Annotated in this window: 22 protein-coding genes and 3 pseudogenes; 13 read left to right on the forward strand and 12 right to left on the reverse strand. The window is 59.5% G+C overall.

The annotated features are described in order from the left end of the window. Position 1: 1 nt before the first annotated feature. From J2046_RS10610 to J2046_RS10625, 4 genes are all read right to left on the reverse strand, one after another. Entirely contained in the window at positions 2-2,032 is a 2,031-nt protein-coding gene (locus J2046_RS10610; RefSeq protein ID WP_210051657.1) for an ATP-dependent nuclease, read from the reverse strand. A 14-nt stretch (positions 2,033-2,046) separates the two neighbouring features. Beyond that, positions 2,047-2,673, reverse strand: a complete 627-nt coding sequence (locus J2046_RS10615) for a hypothetical protein (protein ID WP_210051658.1) — start codon at positions 2,671-2,673, stop codon at positions 2,047-2,049. Between the two features lie 74 nt (positions 2,674-2,747). Beyond that, the gene (locus tag J2046_RS10620) at positions 2,748-3,686 is read right to left on the reverse strand and encodes a TIR domain-containing protein (protein WP_210051659.1); all 939 of its coding nucleotides are present in this window, start codon (positions 3,684-3,686) and stop codon (positions 2,748-2,750) included. Between the two features lie 31 nt (positions 3,687-3,717). Beyond that, entirely contained in the window at positions 3,718-4,845 is a 1,128-nt protein-coding gene (locus tag J2046_RS10625) for a TIR domain-containing protein (protein WP_210051660.1), read from the reverse strand. Between the two features lie 218 nt (positions 4,846-5,063). Here J2046_RS10625 and J2046_RS10630 point away from each other — a divergent pair, with 218 nt between their 5' ends. Continuing rightward, positions 5,064-6,194: a DUF3800 domain-containing protein gene (locus J2046_RS10630; RefSeq protein ID WP_210051661.1), complete on the forward strand. Its 1,131-nt coding sequence runs from the start codon at positions 5,064-5,066 to the stop codon at positions 6,192-6,194. A gap of 8 nt (positions 6,195-6,202) precedes the next feature. On the opposite strand, the gene J2046_RS10635 is transcribed toward J2046_RS10630, so the two are convergent. Together J2046_RS10635 and J2046_RS10640 are read right to left on the reverse strand one after the other, a co-directional pair. Further along, positions 6,203-6,673 carry a GIY-YIG nuclease family protein gene (locus tag J2046_RS10635; protein ID WP_210051662.1) on the reverse strand — a complete coding sequence of 157 codons (471 nt, stop codon included), beginning with the start codon at positions 6,671-6,673 and terminating at the stop codon, positions 6,203-6,205. 131 nt (positions 6,674-6,804) lie between these two features. Beyond that, positions 6,805-7,944: an RHE_PE00001 family protein gene (locus J2046_RS10640; protein ID WP_210051663.1), complete on the reverse strand. Its 1,140-nt coding sequence runs from the start codon at positions 7,942-7,944 to the stop codon at positions 6,805-6,807. Between the two features lie 181 nt (positions 7,945-8,125). On the opposite strand from J2046_RS10640, the gene J2046_RS10645 reads away from it, so the two are divergent. The 6 genes and pseudogenes from J2046_RS10645 to J2046_RS33795 form a co-directional block, all read left to right on the forward strand. Next, entirely contained in the window at positions 8,126-8,365 is a 240-nt protein-coding gene (locus J2046_RS10645; RefSeq protein WP_210051664.1) for a type II toxin-antitoxin system Phd/YefM family antitoxin, read from the forward strand. After that, positions 8,365-8,784, forward strand: coding sequence for a type II toxin-antitoxin system VapC family toxin (locus tag J2046_RS10650; protein WP_210051665.1), 420 nt, complete (start codon positions 8,365-8,367; stop codon positions 8,782-8,784). Before J2046_RS10645 ends, J2046_RS10650 begins: the two co-directional genes overlap by 1 nt. Next, positions 8,774-9,916 (forward strand): site-specific integrase, encoded by a 1,143-nt coding sequence (locus J2046_RS10655; protein ID WP_210051666.1) that lies wholly within the window; start codon positions 8,774-8,776, stop codon positions 9,914-9,916. The genes J2046_RS10650 and J2046_RS10655 overlap by 11 nt, the downstream gene beginning before the upstream one ends. 170 nt (positions 9,917-10,086) lie before the next feature. Further along, complete coding sequence (locus J2046_RS10660) at positions 10,087-10,341, forward strand: type II toxin-antitoxin system Phd/YefM family antitoxin (RefSeq protein ID WP_210051667.1); 255 nt, start codon at positions 10,087-10,089, stop codon at positions 10,339-10,341. Then, a pseudogene (locus J2046_RS10665) lies at positions 10,341-10,748 on the forward strand (PIN domain-containing protein). Before J2046_RS10660 ends, J2046_RS10665 begins: the two are co-directional and overlap by 1 nt. Positions 10,749-10,826: 78 nt before the next feature. After that, positions 10,827-10,961 (forward strand): annotated as a pseudogene (locus J2046_RS33795) (integrase); the annotation flags it as partial. Here J2046_RS33795 and J2046_RS10670 read toward each other — a convergent pair. Together J2046_RS10670 and J2046_RS10675 are read right to left on the reverse strand one after the other, a co-directional pair. Then, on the reverse strand, positions 10,952-11,137 hold the full coding sequence (locus J2046_RS10670; RefSeq protein WP_210052139.1) for a helix-turn-helix domain-containing protein: 186 nt from the start codon (positions 11,135-11,137) through the stop codon (positions 10,952-10,954). The pseudogene J2046_RS33795 and the gene J2046_RS10670 overlap by 10 nt on opposite strands. A 9-nt stretch (positions 11,138-11,146) precedes the next feature. Then, on the reverse strand, positions 11,147-11,449 hold the full coding sequence (locus J2046_RS10675; protein ID WP_210052140.1) for a type II toxin-antitoxin system RelE/ParE family toxin: 303 nt from the start codon (positions 11,447-11,449) through the stop codon (positions 11,147-11,149). Between the two features lie 137 nt (positions 11,450-11,586). Here J2046_RS10675 and J2046_RS10680 point away from each other — a divergent pair. From J2046_RS10680 to recX, 3 genes and pseudogenes are all read left to right on the forward strand, one after another. After that, a pseudogene (locus J2046_RS10680) lies at positions 11,587-11,858 on the forward strand (DDE-type integrase/transposase/recombinase); the annotation flags it as partial. 262 nt (positions 11,859-12,120) lie between these two features. Further along, positions 12,121-12,852 carry a L,D-transpeptidase gene (locus J2046_RS10685; protein WP_210051668.1) on the forward strand — a complete coding sequence of 244 codons (732 nt, stop codon included), beginning with the start codon at positions 12,121-12,123 and terminating at the stop codon, positions 12,850-12,852. A gap of 91 nt (positions 12,853-12,943) precedes the next feature. Then, positions 12,944-13,498, forward strand: a complete 555-nt coding sequence (gene recX / locus J2046_RS10690) for a recombination regulator RecX (RefSeq protein WP_210052143.1) — start codon at positions 12,944-12,946, stop codon at positions 13,496-13,498. Positions 13,499-13,517: 19 nt separating this feature from the next. On the opposite strand, the gene J2046_RS10695 is transcribed toward recX, so the two are convergent. The 4 genes from J2046_RS10695 to J2046_RS10710 form a co-directional block, all read right to left on the reverse strand. After that, positions 13,518-13,985 (reverse strand): group III truncated hemoglobin, encoded by a 468-nt coding sequence (locus J2046_RS10695; RefSeq protein WP_210051669.1) that lies wholly within the window; start codon positions 13,983-13,985, stop codon positions 13,518-13,520. 283 nt (positions 13,986-14,268) lie between these two features. Continuing rightward, positions 14,269-15,474 (reverse strand): 3-oxoadipyl-CoA thiolase, encoded by a 1,206-nt coding sequence (pcaF, locus tag J2046_RS10700; protein ID WP_210051670.1) that lies wholly within the window; start codon positions 15,472-15,474, stop codon positions 14,269-14,271. 10 nt (positions 15,475-15,484) lie between these two features. Then, complete coding sequence (locus tag J2046_RS10705) at positions 15,485-16,174, reverse strand: 3-oxoacid CoA-transferase subunit B (protein ID WP_210051671.1); 690 nt, start codon at positions 16,172-16,174, stop codon at positions 15,485-15,487. After that, a complete protein-coding gene (locus J2046_RS10710; RefSeq protein ID WP_037145864.1) occupies positions 16,171-16,905 on the reverse strand; it encodes a 3-oxoacid CoA-transferase subunit A in 735 nt (244 codons plus the stop codon). Before J2046_RS10710 ends, J2046_RS10705 begins: the two co-directional genes overlap by 4 nt. Positions 16,906-17,112: 207 nt before the next feature. Here J2046_RS10710 and J2046_RS10715 point away from each other — a divergent pair, with 207 nt between their 5' ends. The 3 genes from J2046_RS10715 to J2046_RS10725 all read left to right on the forward strand — a co-directional run bounded on the left by J2046_RS10715 (position 17,113) and on the right by J2046_RS10725 (position 19,606). Then, complete coding sequence (locus tag J2046_RS10715) at positions 17,113-17,868, forward strand: IclR family transcriptional regulator (protein ID WP_210051672.1); 756 nt, start codon at positions 17,113-17,115, stop codon at positions 17,866-17,868. 99 nt (positions 17,869-17,967) lie between these two features. Beyond that, on the forward strand, positions 17,968-19,203 hold the full coding sequence (gene aztD, locus J2046_RS10720) for a zinc metallochaperone AztD (RefSeq protein ID WP_210051673.1): 1,236 nt from the start codon (positions 17,968-17,970) through the stop codon (positions 19,201-19,203). A gap of 154 nt (positions 19,204-19,357) precedes the next feature. Further along, on the forward strand, positions 19,358-19,606 hold the full coding sequence (locus J2046_RS10725; RefSeq protein ID WP_210051674.1) for a WGR domain-containing protein: 249 nt from the start codon (positions 19,358-19,360) through the stop codon (positions 19,604-19,606). Positions 19,607-20,026: the final 420 nt, after the last annotated feature.

Below are 20,026 nucleotides of genomic sequence, written 5' to 3' on the forward strand. Positions count from 1 at the left end.
ACTACCGCGCCCCTTCCACTGGAGCCGGTTCGGCCACGTCATCCTCCTCGACGTCATTTCCGAAGGGAGGCTTTCCTGCCTCATAAGGTTGAGTCACAAAATCGATAGCGCGAACAAGATACGGAGGCAGACGATCGCGCATGTCAGCAGGTGTATCCGGCCGCGCCCGGAGGATGGCCGCCAATTCTTCAGCTACTTCAGCTTTTGACGCATTGCTGTTGAAGACTGGATCGTAGATCTTCACTGCAATTTCCAGGTTGGTGAGACCGTCGTGTTTCCACTGCTGATATTCCTTGTTCGCGGCCTCAATGATCTTCTCTCGCCGTTCGGGCTTCCGCGTGGAAGATTTCGCGAGCTGGACCGCCTGATGGACGCTTTCAGCCAGAAGTGGCTGCAAAGCCAAATCAAACTCAAGGGTCCAGCAGTCAGCAATGAAGGCGTCGACCGGATCGCCGACGTCACGGCGAAGCGTTTTCATGCGCGCTTCGATAACCTCTGCGTCCAGCTCATCTTCCGTCATTCGTTTGCCAACCAATGCTTTGGCTTCCTTGGGCGGGATATCCCGATCCGGGATCAAAGCGACCGGAATACCCACTGCCGGCCCGACCTTGCGCTGGAGAATGCGACTGTACCGAAAGAGCCCCCTATGCCCGACATTGACGATTGAAACGCCGTACCGGCTAAGTGGTCGCCCCAGCTTTTCCGCAAGCGCTGGCAGAAGAAGGTTCTCGCCATCGCCTTCGACAACTATCAGGGCCCGGGCGAAAAAGAGATTGGCTTTGGTTGCGTCGAGGAACCGCCGAAGAAACTCGTAGTCGCCGATATCGAGGCGGGTATATGTGGCGGCCAGAGGGAATGCTTGATGCCCGACCATCATGGTCATGGTCTCGAGGTCTGCGCCAGCTGCCAGCTGCGGACTATGGGTCGTCAACAAGACCTGCACCTGCTTCTGGGCGTCGCCGGACCCAGCCGCCGCGCGCGCAGCAAGCACCTCCATGAAGAGTGTCTGATGCTGTGGGTGGAGATGCGCCTCGGGCTCCTCGATCAACAGGAACGGGACTTGATCCGGGTGGGATTGCAGCAACAGCAACTCAGCCGCCATAAAGAGGAGATTGTTGTAGCCAAGCCCTCGCTGAACTCGACCTTCGCCCGATTTGGCATTTAGATAGAGTTCAAAACGCTCAAGCACCTGATCGAATGAACCATGCGCGCCGAGATCAAGGGTGGCGACCAGCGGATCATCGGAAAAAGATAGCTTGTCGAGGAAGGCGGTGTTGACGTTGCTCGCGATGCCGCGGACGGCGGTATTGTCGCTGACATCCTTGTCGGCAGCTTTGAGCGTATCAAGCAATGTCGCGTTTCCCCCAATAACACCCGGTTTGCTTTCTGGCCCCATTTCCGGCATGGCGCCAAGGATGCGGGAAAGACGGGACCGGCGACCCGCCCTGAGTTCGCGCTCAGCATCTCGAAGGGGCTTCAGGTATGTCGCTTTGAGGTATTCACGCAGCTCTCCGTCGACCGGTAGGCCTTCGCCATCCTTCCCAGCTCGATGCTGGGTCGCGATAATGCTGCCTCCGCCCGGTGAAAGGCGACGCACGCTTCGGATACAGATGTGGAGACGGAGGGTCCCCTTCTCGTTTGTGCACCATTCAAGAAACCGGGATTCCTCGTCCGCTGTCAGTGCGTCGAACGTGCAGGTGATTGTGAACTCTGAGGTACGCGCCCCTGTGGGATCGACGTGAAAATCCAACTCATCAGGTCGCAGATAGTCGTCTCCGCGCGTCCATAGAGTATACCGGACGGCATCGATGATCGCGCTTTTCCCAGCGTCGTTCGGACCGACAAGGATGTTGAGGCCAGGGGTCAGTTTGAGTTGCAACGGCGAGCCGGGTTCGAAGCATCGAAAACCCTGCGCAAAGATTTCTGAGATGAACACTGAATGCCCCCCACGACTCACATCCAGTATTACTTCCTCGTTTGCATCGCGCTGAAAAGGGACAGCTTCCGATTGAACATGAAAAATTGCGTTCACGTCGAAGAATGCATCTAGAACGGTAAACTTTGCTCAACTCCGGGCATGGAGGCGAAGCGAAGCGCGCCTTTCGCCCAAACATCTCCCTGTTTAGCACTTCTTTCAACCGCCTCTCGGCTGGTCAGCAACCACGTCGGCAATTTGGGCTGGCCAATCAGGTTCCCCGCCTTACTGCGGCATTGTCCGATGAACAATTCCATGCGCTCATGGATCTCGTTGGTCGCAGCCAATCCAGTAAGAGGGCCGAAATCTTCGAGGACGCGATATCGCAGAAACGGAGGCAGGCCGCCCGCAATTTCCCAGCAAACCAGAGGCACCTCAGCTGCGGGATAACCCGAGTCCCGCGGCAAATAGTGGGGCCCGATATCAATCAGCCATCCGGCCGCGACCACCCAGTAGTGCGCGTGGCCTTCTTGCGCATGTGCGAAACCTTGCATGCCAGCCTGGTGTCCAGATCTAGACACCATGAAGGTGACTGCATCACCACCCTGGATCGATGCATCATGTCCAAAGTCTGACAGCAGCGTTTGCATGCCAAAGGCCGCGTACATGCATCGTTTATGGTAGTCAGCCGGGAAGGACCGGCGCAAAGCACGGTCCACGATAGAAAACGAGCGTGCTACCGCTTTCTCGAACAGCATACCCTTACCCCCCCTGAAATCGAGCTGCCAAACTGCGCAAACGCCGGGTACGAAACGGAGATTATTGTAGCTGTTCAGGCGCGGACAATACCTTCCCGCTCGAGGACTTGGCGGATTTCCTCCGATTTGTCTCGCAGTCGGCCGGCTTCGAATCGAATTTGCCCTAAGCCGACGATGTTCGAAAACTCCTCGCACCCGTGTTCCAAAAGAATAATCGCCTTACGGAACCCGAGCCTTCCCTGAAACAGCCCAACTTCGTGGATGACATTCATCCGAGCCTGCTTCTGCCCCTCTGCGCTTTCGTCCTCTGCCGTCATCACCAAGAAAGCAAAGGCCGCGTTTTCGAGCATTTCCTCTAATCTGTTTGAGGTCGCAATACCCGCAGCCGACTCGCGGTTGAATTCATCGTATGCGAGGCCCAGTCTATCGCCCAAGAAATCCTTGAGGTCTCGCCAGTCTGCAGAGCGCCCGTGGCCGATGAAAATCTTTTTTCCTTTGTTCATATCGGGTCTCCGTTCGCTGCGTGTTTTGTCCAATTCGTGCCAACCATGAGGAGTTAGCGCGTAATGGTCCTCTGGTTCATATGTGATGAGGCCTTGCCTCGTCGCCTCGTTCAAAAGCACGTCAACTGCGTCACCGTCCACAACGCCGACTATGCCAGCCAAAAACTCCGGCTCAGTCACCTCGACCGCCTCGAAATGATCGTCTCCAGCCAACTCCTCGAAGTACGAGATGAGATTGATGAGCTGTTTGGCGACTGGCGGCAGTTTCTCCGCAATCAGCGAATCAAGGTCCCGACTCTGAAGCTCGAACCATGAGTCCGAGCTAGTTCGTCGACGGATCGCATGGCTCAGCCGTGCGGGGGCTGTCTTTTGCGCCGCGAGCCGCGACGTCAACATGGCCAGGGACGAACCGGTTGCAACGAACGGGCCGCAACGCGGACAATTGAACTGGCGGCCGTCATCTCCACGACCTTCATCACAGCTATTCTTGCAGACCGGACATCTTCCCATGTTAAACCCCAAAAACGCTATGTTCGTGCCGCTACGATGACGCTAACCGTCCAACCAGACCCTCGCGTTCAAGGACCATTCTGATCTCTTCGAAGGCCGCAACGATATTGTCCTTTGGGAAGCGGATCTGCCCCAGCCCCTGTATGTTCGAGAATTCCTCACAACCATCTTCGAGTAAGACTATCGCTCGCATGAAGCCAAGCCGTCCCTGAAACAGCCCCACCTCGTGGACCACGTTCATACGTGCGTTCAACCTGCCATCGCGCTGCTCATCCTCTGCGGTCAGGACTAAGAATGCAAACGCGGCAGCCTCAAGCATCTCGTTCAGGCGCGTGATGTTGCTCATACCTGCTACGGGGACGCGATTGAATTCGTCCGAAGGCAAATGCAGGCGGTCTTCAATGAAATCCTTGAGCTCACGCCACGATGATGAGCGACCGTGCCCAATGAAGACGTTTGTCCCGACTAGAGATGAGACCCGGGTCTTCCGTTCAGCCCGGACAAGGTGTGAGCCGATTTGCCGCACGATCTCGGCAAGTTGCTTGCCACACTCTGCAGGCTGATTAAGCGCGGTAGTTTCTGCAATTATAAGCTGGTGGGGAGCGGCTCGCGCGCCACCGTTCAAGGCACGCGTGTCCTGCGTCATAAACTGGCCCCCTCCTAGGAAGGCGCGAGAGAGCTGCTGGGCACTGGCTATCTGGACGCCGTGCACTTGCTTAAGCAAGGAGCTCAGGAATGCGTCCTTCCGGCCTTCCAATAAGATGTTCATCCCCGACAACACCTCCCCCTTCGCTCGATTGAACTCCCTTAGCGACTCCCCAGATGCGCTTTCGCAATCCGCCATCTCTGGATTGCCGGCGAGCCGATAGACTGCCGTCTTCACCTGGGCAGCACTAAACTCTCCCCAGTCTCCCAAAGTATCCGACAGCCAGTCCTCGCCGATCCCATGCATGACGCTGAACTGGGCACCTGCCGGCGGCTTTCGAAAGCCGTCGTAATAAACATTCGCTTGATAGCCCAAGTTCGATCCGCTCCACGCCTCATGGATCGCTACAGCGGCATCCAAAACCCTCTTGAGTTTTGCCTTGAAACGTCGCTCGAAATTACTGGATGATTCCTCCAGTTTGTCGGCGATTTGCAGAAAATCTCGACCGTCCATATCGCCCTCGTCACATCCATGCCGGGAATATCCCCGTCCGGAGCCAGATAGTCCATCCGCCGAATACGATGACCAACATGAAATTGCTCACTAAACGTGATGGCATCGCCAACCCGAAGACACGAAAAACCTGTTGATAAAGACTGACATTTGAGGTTGCTTCTTGCCTGAAATGCAACCATTGCAGCGGTTGCGCGACTTAATCCGGAGACCCTGCCATGTACTATTTTATCGATGAAAGCGGAAACACCGGTCTTAACCTGTTCGATGTAAACCAACCCAAGCTGTTCTATGGGGTGCTTGGCTGCCCGGCCAATCTCGATGTGATTGCGGAGCCTTTGCTGGTAGATCTTAGGAAGGAACTAGGTGTGGAGCGCATCCACGCCGCAGAACTGGGTGTAGGCCGCCTTATCCCGGTAGCAAAACGGATTGCAGATTTCAGCAAGAAACACGACCTACGGTTCTCCCTGCTCAAGGTTGCCAAGGAGGATCATGCGGTGATCAGCTTCTACGATCAGGTGTTCGACTCCGGAATGAACAAGGCCGTGTCTTGGCATCATTACTTCACCCCCCTTCGTTACCCGATGCTAATAAAAGTCGCGTTCCTCTTCGATGATCAGCTGAGGAAAGACGCTTGGGCGGCACGGAAGGAAACCAATTCGGCCAAGAGCGCGTCCGCGCTGGTCACAATCTGCAATACTCTCCTTTCTCGCGTCGATCGGCTTCCCGACGCACGCTCCCGCGAACTGGTGTCAGGCGCGTTGAAATGGGCAGCAGCCAACCCGTTCGAGATTGACTATGGTGTCGGTAACAAGGACACGGCCCTGCAGATTTCGCCGAACCTAGTCGGATTTCAACAAGTCATGCAGGTCATGGCCGTGCAGTCGAACAAGAAGGGGCGCTCCATCCGCAAGATCACGGTTGATCGCCAGACCGAGTTCAACAAGGCGCAAGGCGAACTTGCGAGCTGGTACGAGAGCCTTCGGGCCGTCAAGCACAACACCGATCTCGGTCCGGGGATGCCAAAATTCGATTATTCAATGATGCCAGAAGTCCCGCCGACTTTCACAGCCGGCGATGAAAGCGCTGGATTGGAATTGGTGGATGTAACCCTATGGATTACGAAACGTCTGGAGGAAAAGAGAGATGTTCCCCCCGAGCTACGACAGCTGTTTGTCAGCCAGACCAAGCGGGGACTGATCGATGAAGTTTCGCTTGATGCGATAGACAAGCGTTGGCGGCACCTTTTGTCGCTGCCAGCCCCTGATAAGGCCCTTCCTGCCGATCTCGATAAACACTTCAAGGATCTGGAGGACGAGAGGAAGGCGACTGTTGCTGCGCTGGGATGAAATGCAGCTCAATGCGTATCGAAATCGTTGTATGGTGATCCGCACACGACCGAGACGTAGACCTCAAGCAAGCACTGGCGGGTTGGGTCCGCTTCCTCAACAAAACGGAACTCCATGCGCCTGATGCGCTCGATCGCGTCGGCGAATGCCGATGCGAATTTGGGCTTCAGCAGCAGCCCGGAGCGCGAGGTCTCTCCTGGCCGGTAGTCCGACTTCAGAAATCCGGTTGTTTCGCGCGCAAGTTTGAAGGCAAATGGAGCGCTGTTGTGGCCGCTGGATCCGCGGGTATGCTGGCCGTAGCGCTTGCGCACATCGCGAGTGCGGCCGACATAGAGGCTATCTCCGCCTTCCGAAAACATATAGATCCCCGATCCCTTGAAGTCCGGACGCAAGATCGCGTCTGTGACCGGCGCTTGGGCCATAAGGGCTTCAAATTTCGGATGCAGGTTTTCGGTTAATGCGCGGAATGTCTCGTGCATGGCGCCCCCAATAGAGTCTTAATTCGAGTATATTGCGTTCGATTGCGCGCAAAGGCATGCCCGATAACGGCAGTAAGAACCTTCAGTCAATAGAAGGGTCATTTAAGCCGAAGGGGGAGGGAAGATGATGTTTATATTATCCCCCATGCCCGAAACCTCCCCCTCCCCGTCATCTCTCTGAGGCCGAGTTCCAAAACGATCCGCCGCGCCGCCTGCGGCGTCACCTCGAGCGTCTTCGCCACCATCCCGGCCGACACCAACGGCTTTGCCATCACCAGCTCGACCAACTCCGGCAATTTCGAAGACGCCCGGCGCCCTTCCAGCTTTCGCTCGAACAGGGTGTGCGCCAGCACCAGCCTGTCATGTTCCTTCATGCCCATATCGGCGGCCGCGATCAGGCCGTGGGCGATGGCGAGAAGCCGGGTCTCCCGGTCGCGATGACGCCGCCGATCGACGGGTATGGTTTTCAGGCCAAGATTGATGGCGGCGAGATGGGCGCCGGTGGTGATGCCGGCCTGGCGCAGGATCGAGGCGCACAATAGCCGGCCGAGCCAGGGCGCGTGCTGAAGCACGGACAGCTCGTTCCAGGCGTCGAGGGCAACAATCGCCTGCAGCACAGCCGGCAGGTTTTCTGCCTGGCGCAGCACGCCGCGCCATTCGTCGAGCCTGGAATCCTCGTCCCAGTCAAGATCATAGATCATCGGATCTTTTTCAGCCCCGCCGCCGCGGCCGTGCCGTGTGGCGTTTGCGATCGCCGCCTCCGATCGGGCGAGCACGGCATCGATGGCAGCATAGTCGACACCAGGAAGGTTCTCGATGTCGTCACCCTCCTCGCCCTCCCCTTTCAGATCGATCAGGACCGCGGGCCGGATGACGCGGGCCGTGCCCGTCTCGGTAGCCCCGGCCGACGTGTTTTCCGACGTCTGTCGCAAAGTTCGGATACCCTCTGTCGATAACGCCCAATCCGGCGACTGCACAGCAATGCGTCGGCGGGTGCGCAGCACGTCGCGGGCGATTGTCAGCTCATGGGTCGGTGTGCGAATATCGCGGGTAGCGTCGTGGAGGACGAGGTCCTCGAGATGGACGAGCTCGCCGTCAATCCACAGCGAGGCGCAGGCGTCGGTGAAGTGGGATCGTTCGATCCATCCCTGACCGACCGGTGAGCGGGCGACGCGCTCGTCAACACGCGCCAATTCTGTGCCGGCACGAAATGCTGGCTCCAAAAGGGCTGTCATGCTGATTTTCGTCAAATCGTAAGCCATTGAAATCATGGTAAATGATTTCCTAAACGAACTCTATACGAATATTATGGTTCCTCACATGGTATTATTGAGGGTTGGGCTTCTAACCACCGATAAGTATCCCTTATCGGAAGTGATATAGTCCACCCCTTGACCAACCTCGCTGTCAAACCTATTCTCGGCACAAGCTATTATCTAAAGAGGAATTACCATGACCGTCACCGTCAAGGTCGCCGAGGCCAAAACGCATCTGTCCGAGCTATTGGCGCGGGTTGAGGCCGGCGAAGACATCGTCATTGCCCGCGGCAACGATCCCGTCGCCCGTCTGGTCGCCATCAACGAACGCCGGCAGCGGCTGGCGGCGATCGAAGCGGTGCGGACGCTGCGCGCCCAGGCCAAGCCCGTCACCAGCCAGGAAATCCAGGACTGGAAGCAGGAGGGCCGCCGCTGATGGCGTTTGTCGTCGATGCCTCGATCGCCGGCGCCTGGCTGTTACCGGACGAAGAAAACACGACTGCCGAACAGGCGATGGGGCGCTTGGCCGAAGAAGACGCGGTGGCTCCCGATCTGCTGCGCCACGAGATTCGCAGCATTCTGTTGAGCGCGGAAAAGCGCGGCCGGATTTCAGCCGATTTTGTCCATTCGGCATTGGCACGGTTTCGCGGATTGCCATTGCAACTCACCGGTCCGGCCGATGACACGGAGGTGATCCGTTTGTCCCGGAAATATCGTCTCAGCGCTTACGACGCTGCCTACCTTGCTCTCGCGCTTCTGGAACAGCTCCCTCTTGCCACGCTCGACCGTCGACTGGCAGAAGCCGGCCGCGCAGAAGGTGTGGCGGTGTTTGGACCCTCCGAGCATGAACATTGATCACCATACGGAGCTCTCGGGCCGCATAGCAGCACTCGACACGATTGCCTCCGTTCTGCCCATGGACCGACGGGATGAGCTGGCGGAACTGCTGACCGATCAGGACATCGAGACCCTTCGCCATCTCGTCAATGAGGGCATGGGTGCCAACACGCTGCGCGCGCTGACCTCCGATCTTGCTTACCTGCAGGCCTGGTCGCTCGCCGCGACCGGACGTTCCCTTTCTTGGCCTGCGCCTGAAGCGCTGCTGCTGAAGTTCGTCGCTCACCACCTTTGGGATCCGGAAAAGCGCCTGACGGATCCGGAACACGGGATGCCAGCAGATGTCGAGGATAAGCTCCGGATCCAAGGATTTCTGCGGACGGTCGGCCCCCATGCACCCGATACCGTCCGCCGGCGGCTCGCCACCTGGTCGACCCTGACCAAATGGCGTGGGCTGCAGGGTTCATTCACCTCCCCTGCCCTCAAGTCAGCCGTCCGGCTGGCGGTGCGCGCAACGCCACGCCCGAAACGGCGCAAGAGTGCCAAGGCCGTGACATCAGACGTCCTCTCTAAGCTGATTGGCACGTGCCGGACCGACAGCCTGCGTGATGTGAGGGATAAGGCGATCTTGATGGTCGCTTTCGCCTCCGGTGGCCGACGCCGTAGCGAAGTGGCCGGCCTGCGCAAAGAGCAGCTTTCCGTCGAGGCGCCAGTCACGGGTGAGAACGGAAGCGCCCTGCCCTCGCTTTCCATCCATCTCGGTCGCACCAAAACCTCGGGCGCCGATCATGACGAAGTCGTTTATCTCACCGGCCGGCCAGTCGAGGCCCTGAACGCCTGGCTGGCGGCCGCGAAAATCGACAGCGGCAGTATGTTTCGGGCGATCGATCGCTGGGGCAATGTTTCGGGCCGGGCGCTTGATCCGAAGGCGGTCAATGATATCGTTAAGCAACGCGTTGTGATGGCCGGGCTGGAGGCTGGGGAGTTTTCGGCGCATGGGCTTCGCTCTGGTTATCTCACCGAAGCGGCCAATCGCGGCATTCCGCTTCCCGAAGCGATGGAGCAGTCCCGGCATCGATCCGTGCAGCAGGCATCGAGCTACTACAACAACACGGCGCGTAGAAGCGGGCGGGCCGCGCGAATGCTGTAGGGGGTCAGCTAAATGACTGATAATGTTGCCTTATCGGACGTTCTTTCCATTATGGAGAACCGTCCGGCGAATCGGGAAAAATCGCACTGGCTCGGCGGAATTTAGTGCTTTCGCCCGCCGGCAAAGTTGCGTATAAAGACTAGACAGTCTAGCTAGATTTGAGAAAATGCATGGAGTGGCCGCTACAGGACGCCAAGAACCAGTTTTCGAAGGTGGTGCAGAAGGCGCGCCACGAAGGGCCGCAGGAAATTACGGTGCGCGGCGAACGCACCGCCATCGTGCTGTCCGCCCGCGATTATGACGCCCTGCGCGCCGGGCGGCCGACGCTGGTCGACGATCTGCTCGGCGGTCCGGCCTGGGACGACGAGTTCACCGATGCGGTCGACACGCGCTCTAAGTCGCCGAGCCGCGACGTGGCCTTCTGATGTATCTCGTCGACACCAATATCGTCTCGGAGGCGCGGCGCGGCACGCCGCAGGCGGTTGCCTGGCTGCGCTCGGTCGACCCGCTCAGCGTTCACCTGAGCGCATTGACGCTTGGCGAGATTATGCGCGGCATCGCCCTGAAGCAGAAATCGGACCCGAAGGCTGCAGCGCACCTCGCTGAATGGCTGCGCAAGCTGCGTCACGACCACGCCGACCGTATCCTGCCGGTGACCGATTAGATCGCCGTCGAATGGGGCCGTCTCGCCGCGACCCGACCGCGCGGCGATATCGACGGGCTGATCGCCGCCACTGCGATCGTCCACGACCTGATCCTCGTCACCCGCAACGTCAGGGATTTCGAAGACACGGACGCGGCGGTCATCAACCCGTGGGAGGCGCCGACATGAACGGCCAAGAAACGCCCCCCGAACCGCCAGCAGTCGATCTTCCCCACCCCGGTGAGTTCGCGGCCGACACCACCCCAGGTGGCCCTCCCCTCCCCCTGCCCATTGCGGAAGCAAGCACTGCCCTTGCCGGCGCATCTGCAGGACCTCACCGACCGCGCCCGCACGTATGTCGAGGCAGCCTCCTCCGCCAACACACGCCGCGCCTACGTTTCGTCGGCGCGCCTCTCCAGCCTTGAGACGTTGGTCTGCTTGACCCCGGTCGCCGCAGAAACGTCTTCCTGCGTCCTTCCAGCAAGCGCCCGCAATTCGCGCAGATTCTGCGCCGTGACGAGCTCGTCGGCACGCCTCGCAACGGCGCGCCGTTCATCCTCAGGTAGCGTCTGTATCAGCTGCCGAGATCATCCATGTTTCTTCTCCAACCCGCTCAAATGCTCGTCGTACCGTTTGTCCGCCAGATCGATCAGCCGTTTGTAGAAGAGCTTCTGGCTCACACCGCTCTTCGCGCCACCACAGAGAACAACCGCCTTTCGCTCCGGATCCAAGGCAAAGGCGCACCGCCATTGCGCCTCCAACACCTTGACGCGCAGCTCTTTCATGTTCGCATGCCTGGAGCCTTCGAGTGTGTCGACCTCAGGTCGTCCCAGTCGAAAGCCCTTCTCACGAAGCAGCAACATATAGATACTTTGGCATATATAATCCATGCATCCGTTCGAAGCGATAGCGACATTTCCTCCGGAGGCGCCAGCAACCAATCGCTTATCCTTATCTTCTGGACTTGGAAGAAAACGCTCCTAGATGACCGCTTCGCTTTCTTGCCGAAGTCATCCCCAAGCCGCGGATCCAAAGTCGCTCGTCCAGTCGGCTCGGCGACAAATGGCACGTCGACGAGATCTCGTTTCGATCCGCGGCAAGAAACACTGGCGCTGGCGCGCTGTGGATCAGGACGGCTTAGTTTTGGAGAATTTGGCCCAAACCCGTCGCAACGCCAAAGCAGCCAAGTATCTGATGCGCAAGCTATTGAAGGGTAGCGGCCGCTCGCCGCGGGTGATGATCATCGACGAGCTTCATCCTATGGCCAAAAAACGGGAGATGGCCCCTGGTGTCGAGCATTGCGCGGCCGCGATGTGCTTGTGGGTTAATGTTGCTCGGGTATGAACCTGCAGAGGCGCAGGCGACCTGCTATATCTCGCGACCGTTAAGTTTACGAAGCCCCACGATCGGTTGCCGCTTTGCAAGGGCAACTGTGGCGCTTCCGTCACTTCCTGACGAATGACGGCGAGGTGACGGCGATGTGATCGGGCCATGCCTTGCCGGTCCGTGCCGGACCTGGCTACTAGCTTTCAAGTTCCGATTTCAGAGAGTTTTTCGATCCATGTTCAGCGAATATCGGCTGTCGCGGCGAGCCTTCGTTCTCGCCTCGGTTTCAATGACCGCGACGCTCGCAGGCTGCGCCGCCACGACATCATCTGCCCAGCGGGCTCCTCTTCCCGAAAAGGTCAGCCGTCCGATCGGTCCTCCGACGGAAGCCGAGTTGCAGACGAGATATGCGGCCCTTGAGGACGGCGATCATCTCATCCCCGCCATTCCCTATCAGAAGATGGATCCGAAATATTTCCGCCAGCGGGTGGCCGATCCGACCGGCGAGACGCCCGGCACCGTCGTCGTCGATACGCCCGGCCGTTTCCTCTATGTTGTCGAGCCCGGAGGGACCGCGATGCGCTATGGCGTCGGCATCGGTCGTGACGGCTTTGCCTGGCAGGGCGAAGGCATCATTCATTGGCGGCAGCACTGGCCGCGCTGGAAGCCGCCGGCCGAGATGATCGCGCGCCAGCCGCATCTCGAAAAATATTCGGTCGAGAACGGCGGCATGGAGCCCGGGATCAAGAACCCGCTTGGCGCGCGGGCACTCTACATCTTCCAGAATGGACAGGATACGCTCTACAGGCTGCACGGCACCCCGGAATGGGACTCGATCGGCAAGGCTACCTCCTCCGGCTGCGTCCGATTGGTCAACCAGGATGTCCTCGATCTCTATACGCGGGTGCCGTACCACGCGCCGATCGTCGTTCACCAGGAGCCCCTGGTGCCGGTTTCCACCGTTTGATATGGCCGCTGCTGTTTTACCACAGCCGGGTCATGTAGATTTCGCTCAAAGGCGCAAAAAACAGGCGAAGGGGCTGGAGGGCAAGCTGGAGCTGGACGAGGAAACGCCGCAACCCGACACTCCGACGCCGCGGATGTTGTCATGGGCCCGCAATTCGACGATCTATCGCCTTGAGCGGCGGATGCATACGGAAAAGCAGCTCTTTGACGCCATATGGCGAAAGGCTCGGCAGAAATTCGAAAACATCAGCGAAGCACAGGCCAGGGCATTGGCGGACTCCGCTGTGAAGTTTGCCTATGACAACAAGGCGCTGGATGATGCGGCCTATGCCGAGATCAGCAGCCGTTCGGGCATGCGCGGCGGCAGGTCCAAACGAGCAATCGCCCAGAAATTGTCACAGAAGGGCGTCGCCCGAAGCACCGTCGCGGCTGCCATCGCCGAGGTGGACGACTTTCATGCAGCTCTCGTCCTTGCGCGCAAACGCGCCTTCGGGCCGTTCCGCAAAGGCGAGCTCGATGAAAAGCGCAAGGCAAAGGAGCTTTCCGTCTTTGCCCGGGCGGGCTTCAGCTTCGATATCGGCAAAAGGGTATTCGAGATGTCGCTGGACGAGGCTCAAGAAGCGCTGGATGTCGGCCGCAGTCTTTAAAAACGACAGGCATCGGCAATCAGGCACGCTTGAGTGCGGGGTCGTCGAGTGCCGGATTGTAGAAGAGCGAAAGCGTCAGGCTCTTGGCGATGCGCTCCGCCGTGGCCATGAACCAGGCCTTTGCTTCTTCGTTTGGGGCGATGTCGTCAAGCGTCGCGGCAAAGAGCTCCAGCCACTTCGGGAAAAGCTCCGGAGTCAGATTGGCGACGCCGAGATGCGCCTGGACCGGTTTTCCGCCATAAGCGCCCGTGCGCAAGGCGACGGAAGACCAGAAGCTCTTCATTTTCTGCATATGCTCCGGCCAGCGCCCCGAAAGCCTCGCGTCGAAGACAGGCCCCAATTCCGGATGAGCCAGCACCCGGCCGTAAAACGTGTCGACCAGATTGCCGATGAAGATCTCATCAATACCGATCGCTTGCATTTCCGCTGCGGCGCGTTCGCGGATCTCTGCGGCATGCGCAGCACGGCCCTGTAGTTCGTTATTCATGTAAAACCCCGCGGCTCCGACACCATCTACGGCTCACCTGATATGGGATCTGTCGATGCCGGACCAAAGGCCGAACTCTCGGTTGCGACGATCTGTCAGACAGCGGCAATCGTCTGGCCAGCCATTCATTCAGGCTTTGGTCGTTGATCGCTGCGGCTTTCACCGCGGCGAATGGATGAGCTCAAGCGCAATACGATGGCGCTTCTTCATGCCGAATAGTACCACAAAACAATGGCCCGACATTGCTGCCGGGCCACCAGGAAATCAGAAGAGCGCGATCGGATCAGACCCGTTCGAGCGCGACGGCGATGCCCTGCCCTACTCCGATGCACATGGTGGAGAGCGCATAGCGGCCCTTGCGGAGCGACAGTTCGAGTGCCGCCGTGCCGGAGATGCGTGCGCCGGACATGCCGAGCGGATGGCCGAGCGCGATCGCGCCGCCGTTCGGGTTTATGTGCTCCGCATCCTCGGCAAGCCCGAGTTCGCGGAGCACGGCGATGCCTTGGGAGGCAAAGGCTTCGTTAAGCTCGATTACATCGAAATCCTTCGGCGAAAGACCGAGACGCGCGCAGAGCTTCTGCGTTGCCGGCGCCGGGCCTATGCCCATGATCCGTGGCGGAACGCCGGCGGTCGCACCACCCATGACGCGGGCGATCGGGGTCAGGCCATACTTCTTCGCCGCGGCCTCCGAGGCGATGATCAGGGCGGCTGCGCCATCGTTGACGCCGGAAGCATTGCCGGCGGTGACGGTAGCGCCCTCAATCCGGTTGATGACATTGAGCTTGGCGAGCGCTTCGATGCTCGTCGCGCGGGGATGCTCATCCCTGGAAACGATGATAGGGTCGCCCTTGCGCTGTGGGATGGTGACGGAGGTGATTTCCTTCCCTAGCCGGCCGTTTGCCTGGGCGGCTGCGGCCTTGGCCTGCGAACGTACAGCAAACGCGTCCTGGTCCTCGCGGGAGACCTTGTAATCGATCGCCACGTTGTCGCCGGTCTCCGGCATGGAATCGACGCCATATTGCTTCTTCATTAGCGGGTTGATGAAACGCCAGCCGATCGTCGTGTCATAGATCTCGGCATTGCGCGAAAACGCGGTCTCCGCCTTGGGCATCACGAATGGCGCCCGACTCATGCTTTCGACACCGCCGGCGATCATCAATTCCGCCTCGCCCGCCTTGATGGCGCGTGCGGCAGTAATGACGGCATCCATGCCGGAACCGCACAGCCGGTTCATGGTCGTGCCGGTGATGGAAACCGGCAGGCCGGCAAGCAGCACGGCCATACGGGCGACATTCCGGTTGTCCTCGCCGGCCTGGTTGGCGCAGCCGTAGACCACATCGTTGACGGCTTCCCAATCGACCGATGTGTTGCGTTCCATCAGGCTCTTAAGTGGAATCGCGGCAAGGTCATCGGCGCGGACGGAGGAGAGCGAACCGCCGAAACGGCCGATCGGGGTGCGGATGTAATCGCAGATATAGGCTTCAGTCACGGGTCTCTCCTCAAAGTTCCGGCACGACGAGGTCGGCAACCGACCCCTCGATATGCAGTTTCGCACCGGTCATGGCCTGCAGTTCTTCGATCGTCATGTCGGCGAGCTTTTCGCGCAACACGAAATGGCCGTCCTTGATATCGACGACCGCATGGCTCGTATAGACACGGGTGATGCAGGCGACGCCGGTCAGCGGAAAGGTGCACTTTTCGACCAGTTTCGGATCGCCGTTCTTGGTGACGTGTTCGGTGATGACGGACACCTGCTTGGCGCCGTGCACAAGGTCCATGGCCCCACCAACGGCAGGCACGCCCTTGGAACCGACGCGCCAATTGGCAAGGTCTCCATTCTGCGCCACTTGCAGTGCACCGAGGATCGCGACGTCCAGATGGCCGCCGCGCACCATGGCGAAGCTGTCTGCATGGTGGAAGAAGGCAGCGCCAGGCTTCAGTGTTACGGCTTTCTTGCCGGCGTTGATGAGGTCCCAGTCCTCCTCACCGGCCGGCGGCGCTTCGCCGAAGTTCAGGATGCCGTTTTCGGTGTGGAAGATTGCTTGCCGGCCCGGCGGCTGGTAGCGGGCGACCATCTCCGGAAAACCGATGCCGAGGTTCACATAGGCTCCGTCGAGGATATCCTGGGCGGCGCGCCAGGCGATCTGCGCGTTGGAGAGCTTGATGTCTTCACGGGTGTTGACGGTCATGCTTGGGCTCCCTGGGATTCTGGGGCGGCGTAGGCCACTCCAGCGCGGATGAGCTCTTCCTCCTGGCTCGGGTTCGCGACTTCGACAACGCGATCGACGAAGATACCGGGCGTGACCACGTGCTCGGGATCGATCTCTCCGGCCTTCACGATCTTCGAGACCTGCACGATCGTCCTGGCGGCGGCCATGCACATCAGAGGATTGAAGTTGCGGCCGGCCTTATTGTAGGTCAGATTGCCATAGGTGTCGCCGAGATGCGCCTTGACGATCGCAAAATCTGCCTTCAGCCAGCGTTCCTGCACATAATGCCGGCCGTCGAATTCAGCAATCGCCTTGCCTTCCGCAAGCTCCGTGCCATAGGCCGTCGGGGTGTAGAAGGCCGGAATGCCGGCGCCGCCGGCGCGGATGCGCTCGGCGAGCGTGCCCTGGGGTACGAGTTCGAGCTCGATCTCGCCCGCAAGATACTTATCCGTGAACGCCCGCGGATCAGAGGATTTCGGAAACGAGCAGATCATCTTCCTGACCATGCCCGCGTCGATCATCGCTGCAATGCCGATGCGGCCATTGCCGGCATTGTTATTGATGACCGTGAGGTTCTTCGAACCCTTGTCGATCAGAGCATGAATAAGCTCGATCGGCGCACCGGAACCGCCGAAACCGCCGATCATGACGGTCGCGCCATCGCCGATTTCGGAGACGGCTTCCGCCAGACTCCCGATTGTCTTGTCCATGGGGATTTCTCCTTGCCTCGCTTCAGGCCCGGAAAATCGGTCCTCCGCGCCTCCTCGATCAGACATAGATCGCGGCGGGATCAGCAGCAAGGAATTTGTGCGATATTTGACATTTGTTCATATATCGCACAAGATGGCCAGGGCCATTGAGGCAGACGAGGGACGGAGGCAAACGTCTATCAAACGGAGAGAGATCGAGGAATCATCATGCGGGAAACTGATTTTGTCAGCGGTTTTGCGCGGGGACTGAAGGTGATCGAGGCTTTCGGCGAGACGACGCCGAAACTGTCGATCAGCGATGTCGCCAAGGCAACCGGCCTCGACCGGGCCACAGCACGACGCTGCCTGCTTACGCTCGCCGAGCTCAGCTATGCCGATTACGACGGGAAATTCTTCGCGCTGACACCGAGGATTCTGCGACTCGGACATGCCTATCTTTCCGCGACACCCCTACCCCATATCGTCCAGCCCTTTCTGGACAAGCTTTCCGAGGAAGTGCAGCAGAGCGCATCGGCGAGCGTGCTGGATGGCACGGAGGTTGTCTATATCGCCCGTGCTTCACAGAAGCGGGTGATGTCGATCAATCTGATGCCTGGCAGCCGCCTACCCGCCTATTGCGCCTCCATGGGGCGCGTGCTGCTTGCGGCCCTGCCGGAAGAGGAGGCACGGGCGCTTCTGAGGCAGACCGTGCTGAAGGCCTTCACCCCGCGCACGAAGACGGACCCAGCCCGGTTGATGGAGGAGCTTATCCGCGTTCGCGCTCAGGGTTTCGCCGTTATCGACCAGGAGCTCGAGCTCGGCCTATGCTCCATCGCCGTACCGCTGGAAAACGACCGTGGCCGGGTGGTCGCAGCGCTCAACATCGGTGCCCCGGCAGCCAGCGTTCCGGCTGAACAGATGGCCGAGCGTTATCTGGAGCCACTCAGGGCCGTGGCCAGAGCGCTCAAACCCATGCTTCGCTAAGCCCCCTCCCCTTCTCTCGATTTCGCGCCTCCCCGAGTAGACAACCCTCCCTCCATTCGCTATAAACGTAATGTTATTACATACCATAAGGAGTTTTCGATGAGACGTACGAGAGAGGGATGGAAGAAAATCGCCCTGGCCTCGACAGCAGTGTTCTGGCTCGCCGCCTCCCCTGCGGGCGCGGATAACGCAGAACGCGAGGTCTGGCGGCTGTTCGTTGCCGATCACACGGCACCGGTTGTCCGTGCCATCGATCTGGAGACCGGCACCGGGCTCGGGAATTTCGACCTCAAAGGTTTCGCAGCCCTGACCGCAAGTGCATCGGGCAGAACGGTTTTCGCGGTTCAGACAGAAGCCGACATGGTGCAGGCGATCAGCACCGGCATCGCAGTTTCCGACCATGGCGAGCACCGAGACGTGGATATCAAGGCGCCGGAGATGCTGCCGGTGAGCTTCGAAGGTCGGCGGCCCGTGCATGCAGTGCCCCATGATGACAGAATGATCCTGTTTTTCGATCGCGAGGGACGGGCGGATGTCGTCGGCGAAGATGCGTTGCTGGAGGGAAAGACGGATATCCGCGCCGTCGATGCGACTGCGCCGCATCATGGCGTCGCGGTGACCATGGGCAGGCACACGCTGGTTTCCGTCCCGGCTACCAAGGCAGAGGTGAAGCCGGACGAACTGCCTCCGCGGCTGGGCCTGCGTGTTCTCGATGAGAGTAGCAAGCAGGTTGGCGACGTTACCCCCTGCACCGCCCTGCATGGCGAAGCTCTGTCGGCGAGGCTGGTGGCTTTCGGTTGCGAGGAAGGTGTCCTGTTGGCTCGCCCTGGCGGCAGCGCCGGCCCGAAGCTTGAGATGCTCCCCTATGGAGGCGCTCTTCCGAAGAGCAAAGTGACGACCCTGCTCGGCGGCAAATCGATGCAGTTCTTTCTGGGCAATTTCGGCGAAGACAAGCTGGTCGTCATCGATCCGGACGCGGAGGAACCCTATCGGTTGGTCGAGCTGCCGACCCGACGGGTAGATTTCGCGCTCGACCCCGCCCGCGCAAAGAACGCCTATATCCTGACGGAGGACGGCGATCTGCATCTGCTCAACGTGCTGAATGGTTCGATCGTCGGGACGGTCAGGGTGACCGAGCCTTATAGCAAGGATGGTCACTGGCGCGACCCGCGGCCGCGGCTTGCAGTCGCCGGCGACGTAATCGCCATCACCGATCCGCGTCATAGCCTGGTGCGGATCATCGATATCGAAACATTTTCCGAGAGTCGTACCATTCCCGTGGAAGGAATGCCGTTCGCGATCGTCGCCGTGGGCGGGTCTGGCATCGATCACTGAACGGTGGCTTCGGTGAACACTCCAGCGCCGCGCTCCCGGGAGCGTGGCGCCTTTCGGTTGTCTGGGGCGATCCATCATCAGGATGAATCGGTCGGGCCGGATCGATTCAATCATCTCGTTGGACGATGGAATCTGGCTTTGCGATTCTGCTGCCATGGATACCGAACCTCTTCTTCTTACCCGCCGCGACCCAGTTCGCAACATGGCTCGCTTCTATGTGCTCACCGTCGAGCCTGATTTGTTCGAAGGCACGGCACTGACCCGCAACTGGGGCCGCATCGGCACCAAAGGCCGAACTTGCATCGAACTCTTCTGTTCAATGCAAGAGGCCGAGCGCAGGCTAACGGCAATCGCGCGCAGCAAGATGAGGCGAGGGTATAGAGCGACCGAAAAGGCGAGTTGACAGCTGTCAACTCGTGAAATGATGGCCTTGATCGAGGACGACAGGCAGCTATCCGGCCGGCATCTTCCCGCCGCATCAATGAAGGATCGGCAGCGATCTCGATAGAAAAAGATACGAGAGCAGCCCTCCGACAACTCTGTCCGACAAGGACTCACGCAGCAGCGTATCTCCTCAAGGAGCGAGAAGAAAAACGAGTTGACAGCTGTCAACTCGATATGGGGACGAAGGTACTGACGCTGCCGTAACCTCTCCACCAGATGACGAACTCCGCACTCTCGCCCCCTTTCTGCTTCTGCTTACCCCGGCTGCCAGCAGCCGACCGATCGTCTCCCGTTGCGATTGCTGCATCGCTTCGGAGCGAGCGCACGGAGATCCAGTTGCCTTAGTAAGATACCAGATCACAGTCCCCGCGCCTAAATC

Origin of the sequence: Neorhizobium petrolearium, from assembly GCF_017873175.1 — a bacterium.
Lineage (GTDB): Bacteria > Pseudomonadota > Alphaproteobacteria > Rhizobiales > Rhizobiaceae > Neorhizobium > Neorhizobium petrolearium.